At 67.5% G+C, this 19,695-nt stretch carries 18 protein-coding genes; 11 read left to right on the top strand and 7 right to left on the bottom strand.

All coding sequences use genetic code 11. The annotated features are described in order from the left end of the window. Positions 1–57 precede the first annotated feature (57 nt). A complete protein-coding gene (locus RPB_RS02275) occupies positions 58–546 on the top strand; it encodes an Lrp/AsnC family transcriptional regulator (RefSeq protein WP_085978147.1) in 489 nt (162 codons plus the stop codon). A gap of 9 nt (positions 547–555) precedes the next feature. Here RPB_RS02275 and trxC read toward each other — a convergent pair whose 3' ends face one another. Further along, on the bottom strand, positions 556–993 hold the full coding sequence (gene trxC / locus RPB_RS02270; RefSeq protein ID WP_011439349.1) for a thioredoxin TrxC: 438 nt from the start codon (positions 991–993) through the stop codon (positions 556–558). Between the two features lie 257 nt (positions 994–1,250). Between trxC and RPB_RS02265 the strand changes: the two genes are divergently transcribed. Together RPB_RS02265 and RPB_RS02260 are read left to right on the top strand one after the other, a co-directional pair. Continuing rightward, entirely contained in the window at positions 1,251–1,988 is a 738-nt protein-coding gene (locus RPB_RS02265; RefSeq protein WP_011439348.1) for a protein-L-isoaspartate(D-aspartate) O-methyltransferase, read from the top strand. A 139-nt stretch (positions 1,989–2,127) separates the two neighbouring features. Further along, complete coding sequence (locus RPB_RS02260; protein ID WP_011439347.1) at positions 2,128–2,952, top strand: universal stress protein; 825 nt, start codon at positions 2,128–2,130, stop codon at positions 2,950–2,952. Positions 2,953–3,094: 142 nt separating this feature from the next. Here the strand turns inward: RPB_RS02260 and RPB_RS02255 are convergent, their stop codons facing one another. Then, positions 3,095–4,375: an alpha-galactosidase gene (locus RPB_RS02255; RefSeq protein ID WP_011439346.1), complete on the bottom strand. Its 1,281-nt coding sequence runs from the start codon at positions 4,373–4,375 to the stop codon at positions 3,095–3,097. A gap of 273 nt (positions 4,376–4,648) precedes the next feature. Between RPB_RS02255 and RPB_RS02250 the strand changes: the two genes are divergently transcribed. From RPB_RS02250 to RPB_RS02230, 5 genes are all read left to right on the top strand, one after another. Beyond that, positions 4,649–5,587: a 1-phosphofructokinase family hexose kinase gene (locus RPB_RS02250; RefSeq protein ID WP_011439345.1), complete on the top strand. Its 939-nt coding sequence runs from the start codon at positions 4,649–4,651 to the stop codon at positions 5,585–5,587. 111 nt (positions 5,588–5,698) lie between these two features. Beyond that, a complete protein-coding gene (locus RPB_RS02245; protein ID WP_011439344.1) occupies positions 5,699–8,023 on the top strand; it encodes an FdhF/YdeP family oxidoreductase in 2,325 nt (774 codons plus the stop codon). Between the two features lie 291 nt (positions 8,024–8,314). Beyond that, a complete protein-coding gene (glgC, locus tag RPB_RS02240) occupies positions 8,315–9,577 on the top strand; it encodes a glucose-1-phosphate adenylyltransferase (protein ID WP_011439343.1) in 1,263 nt (420 codons plus the stop codon). Then, complete coding sequence (gene glgA / locus RPB_RS02235) at positions 9,574–11,022, top strand: glycogen synthase GlgA (protein ID WP_011439342.1); 1,449 nt, start codon at positions 9,574–9,576, stop codon at positions 11,020–11,022. Before glgC ends, glgA begins: the two co-directional genes overlap by 4 nt. Before the next feature lie 157 nt (positions 11,023–11,179). Beyond that, positions 11,180–12,697 (top strand): S10 family peptidase, encoded by a 1,518-nt coding sequence (locus tag RPB_RS02230; protein WP_011439341.1) that lies wholly within the window; start codon positions 11,180–11,182, stop codon positions 12,695–12,697. Between the two features lie 226 nt (positions 12,698–12,923). On the opposite strand, the gene nth is transcribed toward RPB_RS02230, so the two are convergent. After that, positions 12,924–13,688, bottom strand: coding sequence for an endonuclease III (gene nth, locus RPB_RS02225; protein WP_011439340.1), 765 nt, complete (start codon positions 13,686–13,688; stop codon positions 12,924–12,926). 22 nt (positions 13,689–13,710) lie between these two features. Between nth and RPB_RS02220 the strand changes: the two genes are divergently transcribed. From RPB_RS02220 to gpmI, 3 genes are all read left to right on the top strand, one after another. Next, positions 13,711–14,226, top strand: coding sequence for a DUF2244 domain-containing protein (locus RPB_RS02220; RefSeq protein ID WP_011439339.1), 516 nt, complete (start codon positions 13,711–13,713; stop codon positions 14,224–14,226). A gap of 58 nt (positions 14,227–14,284) precedes the next feature. Continuing rightward, the gene (locus RPB_RS02215; protein ID WP_011439338.1) at positions 14,285–15,181 is read left to right on the top strand and encodes a methylated-DNA--[protein]-cysteine S-methyltransferase; all 897 of its coding nucleotides are present in this window, start codon (positions 14,285–14,287) and stop codon (positions 15,179–15,181) included. A 101-nt stretch (positions 15,182–15,282) separates the two neighbouring features. Then, positions 15,283–16,797 carry a 2,3-bisphosphoglycerate-independent phosphoglycerate mutase gene (gene gpmI, locus RPB_RS02210; protein WP_011439337.1) on the top strand — a complete coding sequence of 505 codons (1,515 nt, stop codon included), beginning with the start codon at positions 15,283–15,285 and terminating at the stop codon, positions 16,795–16,797. A gap of 260 nt (positions 16,798–17,057) precedes the next feature. On the opposite strand, the gene dapB is transcribed toward gpmI, so the two are convergent. The 4 genes from dapB to RPB_RS02190 all read right to left on the bottom strand — a co-directional run bounded on the left by dapB (position 17,058) and on the right by RPB_RS02190 (position 19,579). Next, on the bottom strand, positions 17,058–17,873 hold the full coding sequence (dapB, locus tag RPB_RS02205; RefSeq protein WP_011439336.1) for a 4-hydroxy-tetrahydrodipicolinate reductase: 816 nt from the start codon (positions 17,871–17,873) through the stop codon (positions 17,058–17,060). A gap of 80 nt (positions 17,874–17,953) precedes the next feature. Further along, positions 17,954–18,265, bottom strand: coding sequence for a DUF1330 domain-containing protein (locus RPB_RS02200; protein WP_011439335.1), 312 nt, complete (start codon positions 18,263–18,265; stop codon positions 17,954–17,956). Positions 18,266–18,283: 18 nt separating this feature from the next. Then, on the bottom strand, positions 18,284–18,991 hold the full coding sequence (pyrF, locus tag RPB_RS02195; RefSeq protein WP_011439334.1) for an orotidine-5'-phosphate decarboxylase: 708 nt from the start codon (positions 18,989–18,991) through the stop codon (positions 18,284–18,286). 6 nt (positions 18,992–18,997) lie between these two features. Beyond that, positions 18,998–19,579: an NADPH-dependent FMN reductase gene (locus RPB_RS02190; RefSeq protein WP_011439333.1), complete on the bottom strand. Its 582-nt coding sequence runs from the start codon at positions 19,577–19,579 to the stop codon at positions 18,998–19,000. Positions 19,580–19,695 lie beyond the last annotated feature (116 nt).

Below are 19,695 nucleotides of genomic sequence, written 5' to 3'. Positions count from 1 at the left end.
AAAGATGCTACTATGGAGTTACAAATTGGCGATATCTGGCAATTTGCTGCGCAACAGATGGATAATCCTGCCAAGATGAGCCTCGACGCGATCGACCTCAAGATCCTGGCCGAGCTGCAGGCCGACGCCCGGATTCCGAACCTCACGCTGGCCGAGCGGGTCGGGCTGTCGCCGTCGCCCTGTTCGCGGCGGGTCCGGCTGCTGGAACAGGCGGGCGTGGTGGCGGGCTATCGGGCGCTGATCGATCGCGCCGCGGTCGGGCTGTCGGTCACCGCCTTCGCGGGCATCCGGGTCGAGCGGCATTCGCGCGACAATGCCGAGGCGTTCATCGCCGCGGTGCGCGACATGCCGGAGGTCATCGCCTGCCATCTGGTCTCGGGCGACGCCGATTTCCTGCTCGAAGTGGTGGTGCCGGATATCGCCGCCTACGAGGCCACCGTGCTGCGCGGCCTGCTGGCGCTGCCGACGGTGCGCGACATCCGCACCTCGTTCGCGATGCGCAGCGACAAGCTCGACGGCCCGCTGCCGCTGCCGAAGCCGGCGTAGCGCCGCGGCTCAGCCCGGCAGATGCTCGCGCACCCAGCGCACGATCGCGCTGGCCGGCATCGCGCCGGAGGTGCGGGCGCGTTCGCGGCCGTCCGCGAACAGGATCATGGTCGGAATGCCGCTGATGCCGAGCTTCGCCGCGATCTGCTGCTCGTTGTCGGAATTCAGCTTGATCAGCCGCACCCGCGGCTCGAGTTCGCGCGCCGCGATCTCGTAGGCCGGCGCCATCGCCCGGCACGGGCCGCACCACGGCGCCCAGACATCGACCAGCACCGGCACCGAGCTGCGCGCGATCTGCTTGTCGAAGATCTCGGCGCCGACATCGGCGGGATGCCCGTCGAATATCTTCGCGCCGCATTTGCCGCATTTGGCCTCGAGCGCGGAGCGCTGTTCCGGCAGCCGGTTGACCCCGCCGCATTGCGTGCACACCACCAGACGATCGGACATGTGACGGACCCCGGTCATTGCCGAGCTGTTATCTAGGGCGCGCATGCCACAGCGCCAAGACGTGCGCCGGCGCGAAATCGGCCGGCGCTGTCGCGGCGACGCGCGAATCGCAATGCGGCGGGCGCGTCGCCACGGGAACAGCGCTCCGCCGCGCCTTGATGCGGATCAATTTGGCCCGGCTCGCCGCTTCTTAGATTTGCCCGGCTCGGGTCGTGGCAGGCGACCAGCGCCAGGGTCGACGATCAGGGGAGGTTGCGATGGCGGCTTCTGGCTCCCGGCATCCACCGATCAGCGACGATGCGACCAGCTTCGCCGCGCAACGCGAGCGGATGGTCGCCCAGCAGATCAGCGCGCGCGGCGTCCGCGACCCGCTGGTGCTGGCGGCGATGCGCCAGGTGCCGCGCGAGGCGTTCCTGCCGGAGCGGATGCGCGATCTCGCTTACGACGATTCGCCGCTGCCGATCGGCCACGGGCAGACCATCTCGCAGCCCTACATCGTCGCCGCCATGATCGAGGCGCTGCAATTGAACGGCGGCGAGCGCGTGCTCGAAATCGGCGCCGGCTCCGGCTACGCCGCCGCGGTGCTGGCGCAGATCGCCGGCGAGGTCACCACGATCGAACGCATCGGCGCGCTCGCCGACAAGGCCGCGGCGGCGCTGGCGGCGCTCGGCATCGGCAATGTCCAGGTCCGGCAGGGCGACGGATCGCGCGGCTGGCCGCCGGGCGCGCCCTACGACGCGATCGTGGTGGCGGCCGGCGGGCCGCATCTGCCGCAATCGCTCAAGACGCAGCTCGCGATCGGCGGCCGGCTGGTGATGCCGGTCGGCGCCGATCAGTCCGCCCAGCGGCTCGTCCGGCTGACCCGCACAAGCGTCGACGATGTCCGCTGCGAACAGCTCGCCGACGTACGTTTCGTGCCGCTGATCGGCGACGAGGGCTGGGCCTCGGTCGCGCCGGAGCCGCGGGCCGACCGCCCCGCCACGGTGCGCAAATGAGGCATGCATCAGCGCGACATTGCGGCCCGACCCTTTCGGTCCGCCGCAGTGCTATACAGCCGCATCGGCGCACGGCCGCACGGCGGATCGATCGCCGGCGGTCGCAACGACGACCGGCCAAACCAGGGGGAGCACGACCATGATCAAGGATCTCATCGTCAATCTCGAACGCAGCCCGTCGCGCGACGAGGTCGTCAACGTCGCGATCATGATCGCGCGGACGTTCGACGCGCATGTCGCCGGCGTCTGCTTCGCCTACGAGTCGCTGCCGACCTTCACGATGCCGGACTTCCCCTCCGACGTGCTGACCAAGATGCTGGCCGAGAACGAGACCGCGGCGCGCGCCGCCGTCGACCGCTTCGATGCCGCCTGCAAGCGCGAGGGCGTCTCGGCGGAGCATCGCCTGCTGGAGACGCCCTACGGCACCGCCGGCCGGTTTCCGCGGATCGCGCGGCGATTCGACCTGTCGGTGATCATGCAGTCCGATCCCGACACCGCCGACAACGAGGTGCTGATCGAACAGGTGCTGTTCGATTCCGGCCGGCCGGTGCTGATCGTGCCCTATATCCAGAAGGCGCCGCTGAAGCTCGACCGGGTGATCTGCGGCTGGGACGGCAGCCGCGCCGCCACCCGCGCGATCAACGACGCGCGGCCGTTGCTGCGCCGCGCCGGCGCGGTCGAGCTGCTGATCGTGCGCGACCACAAGGTCCGCGACGACAACGAGCTGCGCGGCATCGAGATGGCCAATCATCTGGCGCGTCACGGCATCAAGCTCGACATCAAGATGATCACCGCGCCGGATATCGGCGTCGCCGGGGCGATCCTGTCGCATGTCGCGGATTGCTCCGCCGACCTGCTGGTGATGGGCGGCTACGGCCATTCCCGGCTGCGCGAATTCGTGCTCGGCGGCGTCACCCGCGAAATGCTGTCGTCGATGACCGTGCCGGTGCTGATGTCGCATTGAGGGCGGCCGTTCGGTCTTCGGGCCGAACGTTCGACCGTCATTGCGAGCGAAGCGAAGCAATCCAGGGGCTCTGTGCACGCCGCTCTGGATTGCTTCGTCGCTGCGCTCCTCGCAATGACGGAGCAAGCGTGGCGGCGGATCGCTACACGCACGCCCTGATATAGGGCCGGTTGATCTCCCACAGCTCGTCGAGGATCTTTTCCGCGGCGACCGCTGAGTTGACCACCGGGTCGATCAGCAGCGCCTGCAGCGCGAGTTCTTTCGAGGCGTGCACCGCCGCCTCGACCGCGAGTTGCTGCACGCTGGCCTGCATCAGCATCAGCTTGGCGATCGGATCTGGTAGTGGACCGAGCGACACCGGATGCACCCCGGCGGCGTCGACCGTCACCGGCACCTCGACGGCGAGCTCCGCCGGCAGATTGGGGATGACGCCGCGGTTCATCACGATGCCGGATTCGATGAAGCGCTTCTGGTCGTGCAGCATCGCGGCGATCACCGCGGCGCCGCGCTCGCCCGAGGGCTCGGTCCACCAATGTGGGATCGGCATCGTCCCGGCCAGCACGGCGTCGATCTGCGCCAGGGTCTCGACGCGGCTGCGGTCGTCGCCGGCGAAATCATAGCCGCGCTCGCCGGCCTCCCAGCCGTAAGCCAGATACTCGCCGAGATGATCGTCGCTGCAGGTCAGCCAGTGGCCGAAGGCGCGATACAGCCGCCGGGTGAAGCGCCAGGCATTGGGATCGAAGCTCTGCTCCGCCGCGCGCAGCCGCGGCGCGAGGTCTTCGCCGGTGAGGCGGTCGCGGATCTGCAGCAGGCACTGGAAGTGATTGAGCCCCGCGCCCCACACCTCGACGCGCTCGCGCGGCAGTCCCATGATGTCGGCGACGGCGTCGCGGCCCATGAAGATGCCGTGACACAGGCCGATGCAGCGCACCTTCGAATAGCGCCCGAGCGCCAGCACGATGCGGCTTTCCGGATTGGAGTAGTTGAGAAACAGCGCCTCGGGGCAAAGCTCCTCGATGTCGCGGATGAAATCGAACACCAGCGGCAGCGTCCGCAACGTGAAGAACAATCCGCCGGGGCCACCGTTCTCACCCAGCGGATGCCGGATGCCGTGCTTCTTCGGCACCTCGAAATCCATCTTCCACAGCCGGTTGCGATCGATCGCGGTGGCGTTGATGACGAAGCTTGCGCCGTCCAGCGCGGCGCGGCGGTCGGTGGTGTGTTCGATGACGAAGCCGGCGCCGGTCGTCGCGTTCAGCAGCTTCGCCAGCTCGGCCATGGTCGCGAGCCTCGCCGCATCGAGCCCGACCATCACCAGCGTCGACCCGCGCAGCTCCGGCGTGGCGAACAGATCGCGCAACATGCTGAGGCCGAATGACGCACTGCTGGCGCCGAGCAACACGATCCTGGTCGTTCTGGCCATCGCGCGATCGATCCCCCCACGGCGATGAGCCGCCAATGGCGGGGCTCACGCGTCATCCGTCCGAAGCGCTGCGCGTTTGAGTCGCGTGCAACGGGCTGCCGTGCAGCCGTTAAGAGTGGAGCGCACATCGACGACGCGGCGTTGACGTGTGTCAACGGCATCGGCGAGCGGTCGCGTGAGACTGCGGCGTCCGCCCGACGTCCCGTCGCGGCAGCCGGCGGTGCCGTCCGCCGGTCCTCATTCCCCGCAAGCCAGAACTGGAGATCGTCGCCGATGGTCGAGATCGTGACCCTCACGCCCAATCCCGCCATCGATCTGTCGACCTCGGTCGCCCGCATGGTGCCGAGCCGCAAGCTGCGCTGCGCGGCGCAGCAGCGTGATCCCGGCGGCGGCGGCATCAATGTGGCGCGGGTGGTGAAGCGGTTCGGCGGCGACGTCGAGGCGATCTATCCGGCCGGCGGCTTCACCGGCCGGCTGCTGCGCGCGCTGCTCGACCGCGAGCAGATCCCGAGCCGCGTCGTCGAGGCGGTGGCCGAGACCCGCGAGGATTTCTCCGTCACGGAATCAGAGACCGGCCAGCAGTTCCGCTTCGTGCTGCCGGGCGAGGCCTTGGCCGAGGGCGAGTGGCGCGGGCTGCTGGAGATTCTCGGCGGGACCGATCCGGCACCGACCATCGTGGTCGGCTCGGGCAGCCTGCCGCCCGGCGTGCCGCATGATTTCTACGCCCAGGCCGCCGCGGTGGCGAAGCGGATCGGCGCGCAGTTCTTTCTCGACACCTCCGGCGACCAGCTGATCGCCGCGCTCGCTCATGGCGTCACGCTGATCAAACCGAATCTGCGCGAGATGCAGGAATTGGCCGGCCGGCCGCTCGCCAATGATCAGGACTACGTCGCCGCCGCGCGGCAGCAGATCGACGCCGGCAAGGTCGAGATCGTCGCGCTGTCGCTCGGCCATCTCGGCGCGCTGCTGGTCACCAAGGACAAGGCGCTGCGTTCGCCGGCGCTGCCGGTCGCGCAGGTCTCCACCGTCGGCGCCGGCGACAGTTTCCTCGGCGCGATCGCCTTCAGCCTGGCCAAGGGGCGGCCGATCGAGGACGCCTTCCGGCTGGCGCTGGCTTCGGGCTCGGCGTCGCTCACCATGCACGGCACCGAATTGTGCCGGCCGGCCGATGTCGAACGATTGAGCGCCGAGGTGGTGATCCAGCCGCTGTAGCGCGCGCCCGGCGCTCACATTGCGCGGAGCGGCCAAGGCCGCTCCGGAACCGTTGTGGGGACGGCCGGTTGTGTTCCGCGACGCCGCATTGCGCGTCGCGAGGAGCGCGGCATGGCCCAGGAAGACACTCAGGTCGACACCCGAATTCACGAAGCCGACCTCCCCGACTCCGGGCAGACCGTCGAATATGACGGTGCCGCCGGCGGCTGGGGCTCGCTGCAGGGCATCGCGCAGATCTTCGGCAAGGAATGGAATACGCCGACGGTGATCGAGACGCTGATGCGCCAGAACAAGCCGAAAGGCTTCATGTGCGTGTCGTGCTCCTGGGCCAAGCCCGCCGATCACCACACCTTCGAGTTCTGCGAGAACGGCGCCAAGGCGACGCTGTGGGAACTGACCACCAAGCGCTGCACGCCCGACTTCTTCGCCGAGCACAGCGTCACCGAGCTGCGCAATTGGGCCGACTACGATCTCGAAATGCAGGGTCGGCTCACTTATCCGATGCGCTACGATTCCGCCACCGATCACTACGTCCCCTGCAGCTGGGACGAGGCGTTCCAGGGCATCGCCGAGCATCTGCGCGCGATCGATCCGGCATCGGCGGTGTTCTACGCGTCCGGCCGCGCCAGCCTGGAGACGTCGTATCTGTACGCGCTGTTCGCACGGCTGTACGGCCACAACAACCTGCCCGACAGCTCCAACATGTGCCACGAGACCACCTCGGTGGCGCTGAAGAAGCTGATCGGCGTCGGCGTCGGCACCGTGGTGTTCGACGATCTGGCCAAATGCGACGCGATGTTCTTCTTCGGCCAGAACCCGGGCACCAACAGCCCGCGTTTTCTGCATCCGCTGCAGGAAGCCGCCAAGCGCGGCGTGCCGATCGTCACCTTCAATCCGGTGCGCGAGCGTGCGCTGGAGAGCTTCATCAATCCGCAGAGCCCGACCCAGATGCTGACCGGCAAAGAGACGCCGATCTCCAGCCAGTATCACCAGCTCAGGGTCGGCGGCGACATCGCGGCGCTGACCGGGATGTGCAAGCACGTGTTCGCCGCCGACGACGCCGCCAAGGCGCGCGGCGACAGGCGGGTGCTGGACGTCGATTTCATCGAAGCCCACACCCACGGGCTCGATGAATTCGAGGCCAAGGTCCGCGCCACGCCGTGGCAGCAGATCGAAGCCGAATCGGGGCTGACCCGCGCGGCGATCGAACAGGCGGCCGAGGTCTATGTGAAGGCCGAGCGCGTCATCTGCGTCTACGGCATGGGCCTGACCCAGCACGTCCACGGCTTCGACAACATCGCAATGCTGCTCAATCTGCTGCTGCTCCGCGGCAATATCGGCCGCGAGGGCGCCGGCATCTCGCCGGTGCGCGGCCATTCCAACGTGCAGGGCCAGCGCACCGTCGGCATTTCGGAGAAGCCGGAGCTGGTGCCGCTCGACAAGATGGCCGAGCAGTTCGGTTTCGAACCGCCGCGTGACAAGGGCATGAACACGGTCGAGGCCTGCCACGGCCTGCTCGACGGCAAGGTGCACGCCTTCATCGGGCTCGGCGGCAATTTCATCCGCGCCATCCCGGATCAGCCGGTGCTGGAAAAGGCCTGGTCGCGGATGCAGCTCACCGTGCAGATCGCCACCAAGCTCAACCGCAGCCATCTGGTCCACGGCCAGTCGGCCTATCTGCTGCCGTGCCTCGGCCGCACCGAGCAGGACCTGCAGGCGACCGGCCCTCAAGCGGTGACGATGGAAGACACGTTCAGCTGCATTCAAGGCTCGATCGGGCTGCGCACGCCGGCGAGCGAACATCTGATGTCGGAACTCGCGATCGTCGCCGGCATCGCCAAGGCGACGCTGCCGTCGAATCCGAATGTCCGCTGGGACGACTGGGTCGGCGATTACGGTCTGGTGCGCGGCCTGATCGAGGAGAGCTATCCGGAGATGTTCCACGACTTCAACGCGCGGATGTTTACGCCCGGCGGGTTCTACAAGGGCAACGACGCCCGCGAGCGGATCTGGCAGACCGAGAGCGGCAAGGCCGAGTTCACCACCCCGCAGATGGCGAATGCGACCGGCTTCGCCGATGCGCCGGGGCGCTACCGGCTGCTGACGATGCGTTCCAACGACCAGTTCAACACCACGATCTACGGCATGAACGACCGGCTGCGCGGCATCGAGGGCCGGCGCGACGTGCTGCTGATCAATCCGGACGACATCGCGCGATCGGGTCTGCGCGACGGCCAGATGGTGTGGCTGCAGAGCGATGCCGAAGACGGCCTGCATCGCGAGGTCGGCCCGCTGAAGGTGACGCCGTTCCGGCTGCCGGACGGCTGCCTCGGCGGCTATTATCCGGAGATGAATCCCCTGATCGCGCTGACCCATCACGACAAGGAATCCAAGACGCCGGCCAACAAGTCGGTGCCGGTGCGAATCAGGGCGTGAGTGACCGGCGGCCGGCGTGGCGCGGAAGCAAATGCAATCATCGCGGATCGCCGAGATGGATCGATTCCATCTGCGTCTTTGCGGCATCGCAAATCATGACATGCGAATTGCACTAACCCGTGCTCCAACACGTCATTTCGTCGCGCCGTTGGACCTCGCACGCCATTGCAACGCTTCGTCGCCTCCGTCACACTGCGGCGATGCAATATGGTACGCCGGTGCGGGCGGATCGAATGCGACGAATTGCGTGAACCGGAACGTCCGCCGGCGACGGCAGTAATGAGAGGCTTCATGAGTAACGGTGTTACCGCTCCGCTCGCCCGCCACGCCATGGCCTATGTGCTGGCAGGGGGCCGCGGCAGCCGGTTGATGGAGCTGACCGATCGCCGCGCCAAGCCGGCGGTGTATTTCGGCGGCAAATCGCGCATCATCGATTTCGCGCTGTCCAATGCGCTGAATTCCGGCATCCGCCGCATTGCGGTGGCGACGCAATACAAGGCGCACAGCCTGATCCGGCATCTGCAGCGCGGCTGGAACTTCTTCCGGCCGGAGCGCAACGAAAGCTTCGACATCCTGCCAGCGAGCCAGCGCGTCTCCGACGACATGTGGTATCGGGGAACGGCCGATGCGGTGTATCAGAACATCGACATCATCGAGAGCTACGATCCGAAGTTCATCGTGCTCCTGGCCGGCGACCACGTCTACAAGATGGACTACGAGAAGATGCTGCAGCAGCACGTCGAGCAGGGCGCCGACGTCACCGTCGGCTGTCTCGAAGTGGCGCGCAGCGAGGCGACCGCCTTCGGCGTGATGCATGTCGACGCCAAGGACGTGATCCAGAGCTTCCTGGAGAAGCCCGCCGACCCGCCGGCGATGCCGGGCAAGCCCGACAGGGCGCTGGTCAGCATGGGCATCTACGTGTTCGACACCAAATTCCTGATCGAGGAATTGCATCGCGACGCCGCCAATCCGAACTCGTCGCACGATTTCGGCAAGGACATCATCCCCTACATCGTCCAGCACGGCAAAGCGGTCGCGCATCATTTCGACAAATCCTGCCGCCGCTCGCATGCCGAGGACACCAGCTACTGGCGTGACGCCGGCACCGTCGATGCGTATTGGGCCGCCAATATCGACCTCACCGACATCGTGCCGCAGCTCGATCTGTACGACCGCGAATGGCCGATCTGGACCTATGGGGAGATCACCCCGCCGGCGAAATTCGTCCACGACAAGGACGGCCGCCGCGGCGAGGCGGTGTCGTCGCTGGTGTCGGGCGGCTGCATCATCTCCGGCGCGGCGTTGCGGCATACGCTGCTGTTCACCGGCGTGCGGGTGCACTCCTATTCGCAGGTCGAGGGCGCGGTGATCCTGCCCTATGCGGACATCGCCCGCTCGTGCCGGCTCAAGAACGTGGTGGTCGATGCCGAAGTGCGGATCCCGGACGGGCTGGTGGTCGGCGAGGACCCCGAGCTCGACGCCAGGCGATTCAGGCGCACCGACAGCGGCATCTGCCTGATCACCCAGCCGATGATCGACAGGCTCGACCAATGAGCGCGCTGACGGCGCTGTCGATCGCATCGGAAATCTTCCCGCTGATCAAGACCGGCGGCCTCGCCGACGTCACCGGCGCGCTGCCGACCGCGCTGAAGCCGCACGGCATCGCGATGCGCACGCTGGTGCCGGGCTATCCGGCGGTGCTCGGCGGCATCGAGAACCCGCAACAGGTCCACAGCTTCGCGGATTTCTTCGGCGGCAGCGCGCGGCTGCTGGCGGCGCGCTGCGACGAACTCGAGCTCTTGGTGCTGGACGCGCCGCATCTCTATGTCCGCCCCGGCAATCCCTATGTGGGCCCCGACGGCAAGGACTGGCCCGACAATGCCCTGCGCTTCGCCGCGCTGGCGCAGGCCGGGGCCGCGATCGGGCAGGGCCTGCTGCTGGGCTATGCGCCGGACATTCTGCACGCGCACGACTGGCAGACCGGCCTGGTGCCGGCCTATCTGGCCTATAGCGGCCGGCCGGCGCCGAAATGCGTCTTTACCATCCACAATCTCGCTTATCAGGGCCAGTTTCCCTATGAGCTGCTGACCAGGATCGGGCTGCCCGAGCGCGCTTTCAGCCTCGACGGCGTCGAGTATTACGGCGGCATCGGCTATCTGAAGGCCGGGCTGCAACTCGCCGACCGCATCACCACGGTGTCGCCGACCTACGCGCTGGAGATTCAGGGCCCGGATGCCGGCATGGGGCTCGAAGGCCTGCTGCGGCTGCGCGCCGACCGGCTCAGCGGCATCCTCAACGGCATCGACACCAGGGTCTGGGATCCCACGGCCGACGAACTGATCCCCGCGACCTACGACATCGAGACGATCGGGGCGCGCGCCCGCAACAAGCAGGCGCTGCAGAGCCGCTTCGGCCTGCGCAACGCACCGGATGCGCTGCTGTACGGCGTGATCAGCCGGCTGTCCTGGCAGAAGGGCCTCGATATGCTGCTCGACGTGCTGCCGGGAATGCTGGCCGAGGGCGCGCAGCTGGCGCTGCTCGGCGCCGGCGATACGCCGCTGGAACAGGGTTTTCGCGCCGCGGCGCTGAAATACCCGGGGCAGGTCGGCGCCGTGATCGGCTATGACGAAGCGCTGGCGCACCAGATCCAGGCCGGCGCCGACGCGCTGCTGGTGCCGTCGCGGTTCGAGCCCTGCGGCCTGACCCAGCTCTGCGCGCTGCGCTACGGCGCGGTGCCGGTGGTGGCGCGGGTCGGCGGGCTCGCCGATACGGTGGTGGACGCCAACGAGATGGCGATCGCCACAGGCGTCGCGACCGGGGTGCAGTTCTCGCCGGTGACCGCGCAGATGCTGGCGAAGGCGCTGACCAAGACCGCCGCGCTCCACGCCGACCACGCCGCCTGGCGCAACCTTCAAATCAACGGCATGACCACCGACGTGTCGTGGAAGAACCCGGCGCAGCATTACGCCCGGCTGTATCGCGAGCTGATCGACGCCTGAGCGCGCCGCACGCTGGCGACCCGCATCGGCGGCGCCCGACGAAGCGGCGCAAGCCGTCGCCAATCCGACGCAGTTCTGCGCTCAACTCTCCTCGGGACCCATCGATCGCCGTCGCCGCGGGGCTTGATGCGGCAGTGGTCGCGCTGAAGGAGATGGAATGTCGATGTCGCCCGGATTCGCCCGCCGCGTCGCGCTGGCGCTGATACTTCTCGCAACCACCGCAGCGCTCGCTCCGGCCCGTGCCCAGGACGCCTCGCCCCCGGCCACCGCGCAAAGCAAACCCGCGCCCGCCGACGCCGAGCAGCACAAGCTGCCCGCCGATTCGACGACCAGACACACGCTGGCGCTGCCCGGCCGCAGCCTGTCCTTCACCGCCACCGCCGGATCGATCCGGCTGTTCAACGACAAGGGCGAGCCGCAGGCCGATATCGCCACCACGGCCTATCAGCTCGACAATACCGAGGCGCGGACGCGGCCGGTGACCTTCGTGTTCAACGGCGGGCCGGGCGCTTCCTCGGCCTGGCTGCAGCTCGGCGCGGCGGGGCCGTGGCGGCTGCCGATGGCCGGCGACGCCGCAGTCGCTTCGGCGACGCCGGCGCTGCAGCCGAATGCCGAGACCTGGCTCGACGTCACCGACCTCGTCTTCATCGATCCGGTCGGCACCGGCTACAGCCGTTTCGTCGCCAGCGGCGACGACGTGCGCAAGCAGTTCTATTCGGTCGACGGCGATGTCGCCGCGATCGCGCTGGTGATCCGGCGCTGGCTGGAGAAGCACGACCGGCTGCTGTCGCCCAAATACGTCGCCGGCGAAAGCTATGGCGGCATTCGCGGCCCGCGCGTGGTGCGCAATCTGCAGACCCGCCAAGGCATCGGCGTCAAGGGGCTGATCCTGGTGTCGCCCTTGCTCGACTTCCGCGAATACTCCGGATCGAGCCTGCTGCAATACGTCGCCAGGCTGCCGACCATGGCGGCGGCGGCGCGGCAGCGAAAGGGTCCGGTCACCCGCGCCGATCTCGCCGACGTCGAGAGCTACGCGCGCGGCGAATTCATCACCGATCTGCTCAAGGGGCAGGCCGACCAGGCCGCCACCCAGCGCCTCGCCGATCGCGTCGCGGCCTCGAGCGGGATCGATCCCGCCGTCAGCCGCAGGCTCGCCGGCCGGCTCGATACCAGCGAATTCCAGCGCGAGTTCGATCGGGCGAACGGCAAGGTCACCGGCCGGTTCGACGCCTCGGTGCTGGGCTTCGATCCGTTTCCGGATTCCAGCGACGCGCAGTTCAGCGACCCGTCGTCGGAATCGCTGATCGCGCCGCTCACCAGCGCCGCGATGGAGCTGACCCGCAACATGCTGCAATGGCGCCCGAGCGGCTCGTATCATCTGCTCAACGGCGCGGTGTCGCAGCAATGGGATTTCGGCCGCGGCCGCAGCCCGGTCGAATCGGTTACGCAGCTGCGCGAAATTCTCGCGGTCGACCCGAAGCTGCAGGTGCTGGTGACGCACGGCCTGTTCGACCTCGCCACGCCGTATTTCGGCAGCGTCGTCGCCATCGATCAGTTGCCGCCATTCGCATCGAAGCGGATCAGGCTCGTCACCTGGCCCGGCGGCCACATGACCTACGCCCGCGACGACGCCCGCAAAGCGCTGCGCGGCGAGGTCGGGGCGATGATGAAATAACAACTCCAAATTCTATCAGAGCTGTTACTTCGAGACGCTCGCCACTCGCACAGCGCCGTCATCCCGAGGTGCTCGTCAATAGCACGGAGCCGTCATCCTGAGGTGCTCGCCCATATTTGGGCGAGCCTCGAAGGATGCGGACGCAGACACAAGCGGCCCATCCTTCGAGGCGCGCTAGAAAGAGCGCGCACCTCAGGATGACGTTGCTACTCGTCGGGAGACGGAACTACACACTTTTCTCCGGCCACCTGCACAGATCGACGATCAGGCAGACCTCGCAGCGCGGCTTGCGGGCCAGGCAGGTGTAGCGGCCGTGCAGGATCAGCCAATGGTGCGCGTGCTGCATGAACTCCGGCGGGATCGCCTTCTCGAGCCCGAGTTCGACCGCGAGCGGCGTGTCGCCGGGCGCGAGCCCGGTGCGGTTGCCGACGCGAAACACATGGGTATCGACCGCCATGGTGGGCTGACCGAACGCCATGTTGAGCACCACATTGGCGGTCTTGCGGCCCGCCCCCGGCAACGTCTCCAGCTCGGCGCGCGTGCTTGGGACTTGCCCACCAAAGTCGGAGAGCAGTTTTTGCGACAGCGCAATCACGTTTTTCGCCTTGGTGCGAAACAGGCCGATGGTCTTGATATGCTCCCGCACCCGCTCCTCGCCGAGCGCCAGCATCTTGGCCGGCGTATCGGCGATCGCGAACAAACTCCGAGTCGCCTTGTTGACGCCGGCATCGGTCGCCTGCGCCGACAACACGACCGCGACCAGCAGGGTGAACGGGTTGAGATGTTCGAGCTCACCCTTCGGCTCCGGGTTGGCGCGGGCGAAGCGGGTGAAAGCCTCGCGAACCTCGTCTGGAGTCCAGCGGCGGGGGCGTTTTGGCGGCTTCGCAGGTTTGCCTCCGGTTTGCCCCGGGTTTGCCGCAAGGCTTTTCGGGGTAGTCTTGGCGGTTCTCGGGGCGGCGGGAGCGGCCACGCGGCGGGTGATTTTCGACATGGGCGAGGTATAATATTCCGCAATGACGACAGACAGCGATCTTGATCCGGATCGGGCCGAGCCGAAACTGTTTTCGGCGCTGCTGACGCCGCATCGCGCCTTGAGTCACAAGGCTTTTCTGGTGCTGATGGGATTCCTCGGCACGATCAGCTTCGCCGCCGGCCTCGGCTTCTGGATGATCGGCGCCTGGCCGGTGTTCGGCTTCTTCGGCCTCGATCTGCTGGCGATCTATATCGCCTTCAAAGTGGTCTTCGCCCGCGGCCGCGCCACCGAGGAAATCTCGATGACTCCCAGTGAGTTACGGGTCCGCCGCACGTCGCCGCGCGGGCAGGTCGCCGAATGGGTGCTGAACCCGCTCTGGGTCCGGCTGGAGAAGATCGTGCATGCCGAGTTCGGCATCGAGCAGCTCTATCTGGTCTCCTCCGGCCGCCGCGTCAGCGTCGCGAGCTTTCTCGGCGCGGAAGAAAAAGCGAGCTTCGCCAACGCTTTGACAGCAGCCTTGGAGGCCGCCCGGCGCGGCCCGTCGTATCAATCCTGATCCCACGAAGCTCCGAAAACGGGTGGCCGCGGCCGCCGCGGCAGGTAACATCTGCGCCATGATGAATCTCGCCCTCGCCGATCACCGCCTCACCAAACCCGGCCCGCGCGACACCGCGCTCGCCGATTACGACGCGGTGCGCCGCGCTATCGCGTTCATCTCGCAGAAGTGGAAAACGCAGCCGACCGTCGAGGCGATCGCCGACGCGGCCGGGCTGACGCCCGACGAACTGCACCATCTGTTCCGGCGCTGGGCCGGGCTGACGCCGAAGGCGTTCATGCAGGCGCTGACGCTCGACCATGCCAAATCGCTGCTGCGCGGCTCCGCCAGCGTGCTCGACGCGGCATTGGACTCCGGCCTGTCCGGCCCCGGCCGGCTGCACGATCTGTTCGTCACCCATGAGGCGATGTCGCCGGGCGAGTGGAAGAGTGGCGGCGCGGGCCTGACGCTGCGCTACGGCTATCACCCCTCGCCGTTCGGCACCGCCGTGGTGATCGCCTCCGAGCGCGGCCTCGCCGGCCTTGCTTTCGCCGATCCGGGCGGCGAGGAGGCGGCTTTCATGGACCTGCAGCAGCGCTGGCCGCGCGCCACCTGCATCGCCGATCAGGCGTTCACCGCGCCCTTCGCGCAGCGCGTGTTCGACCCGGTGCAATGGCGGCCCGAACAGCCGCTGCGGGTGGTGCTGATCGGCACCGATTTCGAGGTCCGCGTCTGGGAAACGCTGCTGAAGATCCCGATGGGACGGGCGCTGTGCTACTCCGACATCGCCCACCGGATCGCCTCGCCGAAGGCCTCGCGCGCGGTCGGCGCCGCGATCGGCAAGAACCCGATCTCGTTTGTGGTGCCTTGCCACCGCGCGCTCGGTAAAACCGGCGCCCTCACCGGCTATCATTGGGGCCTGACCCGCAAACAGGCGATGATCGGCTGGGAGGCGGGGCGGCTCGGGGCGGGCTGACAAGCGGGCCGAGCCGATTGACGAGGGCGGGCCGCGACCATAGGTGTGAGGGGCGCCGAAACCGCCTCGAGGCGCGCCCCGCACCCAGGAAAGTCGTCGCCATGCAGTCCCGTCGCCCCGTGATGCTCGTGATTCTCGATGGCTGGGGATGGCGCGAGGATCCGGCCGACAACGCGGTGCTGCAGGCCAACACGCCCACCTTCGACGCGCTGTGGACGAACGGCCCGCACGCCTTTCTGCGCACCTCCGGCAAATCGGTCGGCCTGCCGAACGGCCAGATGGGCAATTCCGAGGTCGGCCATCTCAATATCGGCGCCGGCCGGGTGGTGATGCAGGATCTGCCGCGGATCAGCGACGCCATCGCCAGCGGCGAGATCGAGCGGGCGCCCGAATTGCTGGCCTTCATCGAAAAATTGCGCGCCAGCGGCGGCACCTGCCATCTGATGGGCCTGGTGTCGCCCGGCGGCGTGCATTCGCTGCAGGACCACGCTTGCGCGCTGGCGAAGATCTTGGACAAGGCCGGAATCCCGACCGTCCTGCACGCCTTCACTGACGGCCGCGATACGCCGCCGCAATCCGCTGTCGACGACATCGCCCGGCTGCGCGCCGACCTGCCGCCGAACGTGCCGATCGCCACCGTCAGCGGTCGCTATTACGCGATGGACCGCGACAACCGATGGGACCGCGTCGGCAAGGCCTACAAGGTGATCGCCGAGGCCGACGGACCACGGTTTGCGGACGCCGATGCGGTGGTTGCCGCCGGCTATGCGTCCGGGGTCAATGACGAATTCATCGTGCCCGCCGTGGTCGGCGACTACCAGGGCCTACGCGACGGCGACGGCGTGCTGTGCTTCAACTTCCGCGCCGACCGGGTGCGCGAAATCCTTGCGGCCCTGCTCGATCCGGCCTTCGCCGGCTTCCCGCGCAAGCGCGTGCTGAAGATCGCCGCGGCCGCCGGCATGACGCAGTACTCGACCGCGCTGGATGCCTTGATGCGCACGATCTTTCCGCCGCAGAGCCTTGTGAATGGCCTCGGCCAGGTGGTCGCCGCCACCGGCCGGCATCAGTTGCGGATGGCGGAGACCGAGAAATATCCGCACGTCACCTACTTCCTCAATGGTGGCGAGGAGGTGCCTTATCCGGGCGAAGACCGCATCATGGTGCCCTCGCCGAAGGTCGCGACCTACGATCTGCAGCCGGAAATGTCGGCGCCCGAACTCGGCGACAAGGCGGTCGAGGCGATTAATTCCGGCAAATACGACCTGATCATCCTCAACTTCGCCAATCCCGACATGGTCGGGCATACCGGCAGCCTGCCGGCGGCGATCAAGGCGGTCGAGACGGTCGACGCCCAGCTCGGCCGCATCGTCGCGGCGATCCGCGCGTCCGGCGGCGCGCTGCTGGTCACCGCCGATCACGGCAATTGCGAAATGATGCGCGATCCGGTCACCGGCGGCCCGCACACCGCGCACACCACCAATCCGGTGCCGGTGCTGCTGGTGGGTGATAACGGTCCGCTGGCTGACGGCCAGCTGTCCGACCTCGCGCCGACGCTGCTGAAGCTGATGGATCTGCCGCAACCCGCGGAGATGACCGGCAAATCGCTGATCGGGTAGCCGCGCACGCGGCGATCACCGTCTTTGCTCGAACAGTTCTGCTTTTGATGGAATCGGAGCTGTCCATCTGAGGTCGCCGTCATCCTGAGGAGCCCTCCGGGCCGCGCTGTGCGCGGCGCGGAGGGCCTCGAAGGATGGGCCGAAGGATCGGCCACGGGGCGCCTCTGCCGCATCCTTCGAGGCGCGCTGCGCGCGCACCTCAGGATGACGACACTGCCCTCGACAAGACGGCGTCGTTTCAAATCAGTCGGTGAACCGCTCTAGAATTCGGCGAGCCCGAGTACGTCCATCATCGAATACAGGCCGGGCTTCTTGCCGTGCGCCCATTGCGCCGCCTTCAGCGCGCCATGGGCGAAGATCATGCGGTCCTCGGCCTTGTGGGCCAGCTCGATCCGCTCATAGGGCCCGGCGAAGATCACGCTGTGATCGCCGGTGACGGTACCGCCGCGCAAGGACGCGAAACCGATATCGCCGGTCTTGCGCGCGCCGGTGAGGCCGTCGCGGCCGCGTGCCGAATGGCTGTCGAGATCGACGCCACGGCCCAGGGCGGCGGCTTCGCCGAGCAGCAGCGCGGTGCCGGACGGCGCGTCGATCTTGGCGCGGTGGTGCATCTCGACGATCTCGATGTCGAAATTGTCGCCGAGCGATTGCGCCACGCGCTTGGTCAGCGCCGCCAGCAGATTGACGCCGAGGCTCATATTGCCGGACTTCACCACGATGGCCTGCCGGGTGACGCTCTGGATCACCGCATTGTCGGAGGACGACAGGCCGGTGGTGCCGATCACATGGACGATGCCGCGCTGCGCCGCGATCGCCACATTGGCGATGGTCGCGCCCGGCACGGTGAAATCCAGGATGCCATCGGCGTTCGCCGACAGCGTCCATAGATCGGCCGACAATTCGACGCCGTTGGCGGGCAGGCCGGCGAGGACTCCGGCATCCTGGCCCAGCAGTTCGGAGCCGGGCGCTTCCAGCGCGCCGGTGAGCACGACGCCTTTGGTCTCGGAAATGGCGCGCGTCAGCGCACGGCCCATCCGGCCACCGGCCCCGGCAACGATCAGGCGCATATCGGACATCGGTTGCGATCCTTTGACAGGCCCGCGGTATAGCCGGGCGAACCGGGCCCGGCAACTGATCGAAAGCAGCGGCAGACGACTCAGGCCTGCGGCTGCGGCCCGTCATAGCCCTCGACGATGACGATCTCGCCCTGCGAATACGGCGCGCGCGCCTTGATCAGCGCCTGATACTCCGGCGAGTGATAGCAGGCGAGCGCTGTCGCATAGTCCGCGAACTCGATCACGACGTTGCGCGAGCGCGACGGGCCTTCATGCGCCTCGTAGGTGCCGCCGCGGGTCAGGAACTTCGCGCCGTATTTGGCGAACACCACGCCGTTATGGGCGACGTAGTCGCGCTTGTAGCCGTCGAGATCGTGCACGTCGATCCGTGCGACCCAGTAGCCTTTGGCCATCGTCTTCTCCCTGATCAGTTATTTCGCTTGCGCGATTTCGGCAACGATCGCCTCCGCCGCCTGCTTTGGATCGGCGGCCTCCATCACCGGGCGGCCGACCACGAGATGACTGGCCCCGGCGGCGATCGCCCGCGCCGGCGTCATGATCCGCTTCTGATCGCCCGCGGCCGAGCCCGCCGGCCGTATACCCGGCGTCACCAGCGCCATCCGCGGCCCGATGATGCCGCGCAGGTGAGCCGCTTCCTCAGGCGAGCACACCAGTCCATCGACGCCGATCGCCAACGCCTGCCGCGCGCGCGCCTCGACGAGATCGCGCACGCCGAGCGCGTAGCCAGCGTCGGTGAGGTCGGCATCGTCGTAGGAGGTCAGCACGGTGACGGCGAGAATCTTCATCCCCGACGTTCCGCGCGCCTCCACCGCAGCCCGCATGGTCTGCGGATAGGCGTGCACGGTGAGAAAGGTCGCGCCGAGCGCAGTCAGGCTCTCGACGCCGCGCGCCACGGTGTTGCCGATGTCGTGCAGCTTGAGATCGACGAACACCTTCTTGCCGGCATCGACCAGTTGCGGCACCAGCGCGAGCCCGCCGGCATAAGCGAGCTGATAGCCGATCTTGTAGAAGCCGACGCTGTCACCGAGCTTGTCGATCATCGCCTTGGCGGCGTCGACGCTCGGGACATCCAATGCGACGATCAGCCGGTCGCGATCAGCGGGGTCGGCTTGCGCCATGACCAATTACCTCATCATCTGTTGGGCGAAATCGATCAACTGCCGGACCATCGCCTGCATCGCGGCGACGTCGGCCGGCAGCTTCAGGTGGTCGGCCTCGTCATAGGCCTGATGCGCGAACGACAGCGCGAGCTGATTGGGAATCACCGGGGCGCGGCAGCCGGACAGGATCAGTCGCAGAGCTGCAAGGCAGCGCGCGCCGCCGAGCTTGCCTTCGGAGGCCGACGCCAGCGCGAAGGCGCGCTCGCGAAACACCTGGCCCTGCGTCTCGTGCGGGTCCTGAACGCGCGACACCCAGTCGATCGCATTCTTCAGCAGCGCCGGCGGCGCCGAATTGTATTCCGGGCTGACGATCAGCACGCCGTGGTGGCTGCCGATCATCCGCTTCAGATTGATCGCGTGGATCGGCACACCGGATTTGGCCTCGAAGTCGCCGTCGTAGATCGGCAGTGGAAAATCGGCGAGCGACAGCCGGGTGACGTCGACGTCGGCGCGGGCGAATTCATGCGCCGCAGCGGCGGCGAGCCGCGCGTTGTGCGAACCGGTGCGCAGGGAGCCCGGAATGACGAGGATCTTCACCGCAGACATGACGCCGATCTCCTGCCGCAGAGGACTGCATGCGACCACGGCCGCGCTCTGTTTAGCGGAGTTCGGCGGCGAAGAAACACCGGATTTTCTCGGATTGTGCGGCGGCAGGAAAGCGT

Source organism: Rhodopseudomonas palustris HaA2 (genome assembly GCF_000013365.1).
GTDB lineage: Bacteria > Pseudomonadota > Alphaproteobacteria > Rhizobiales > Xanthobacteraceae > Rhodopseudomonas > Rhodopseudomonas palustris_J.
This window is presented reverse-complemented; position numbering and strand designations above follow the sequence as displayed.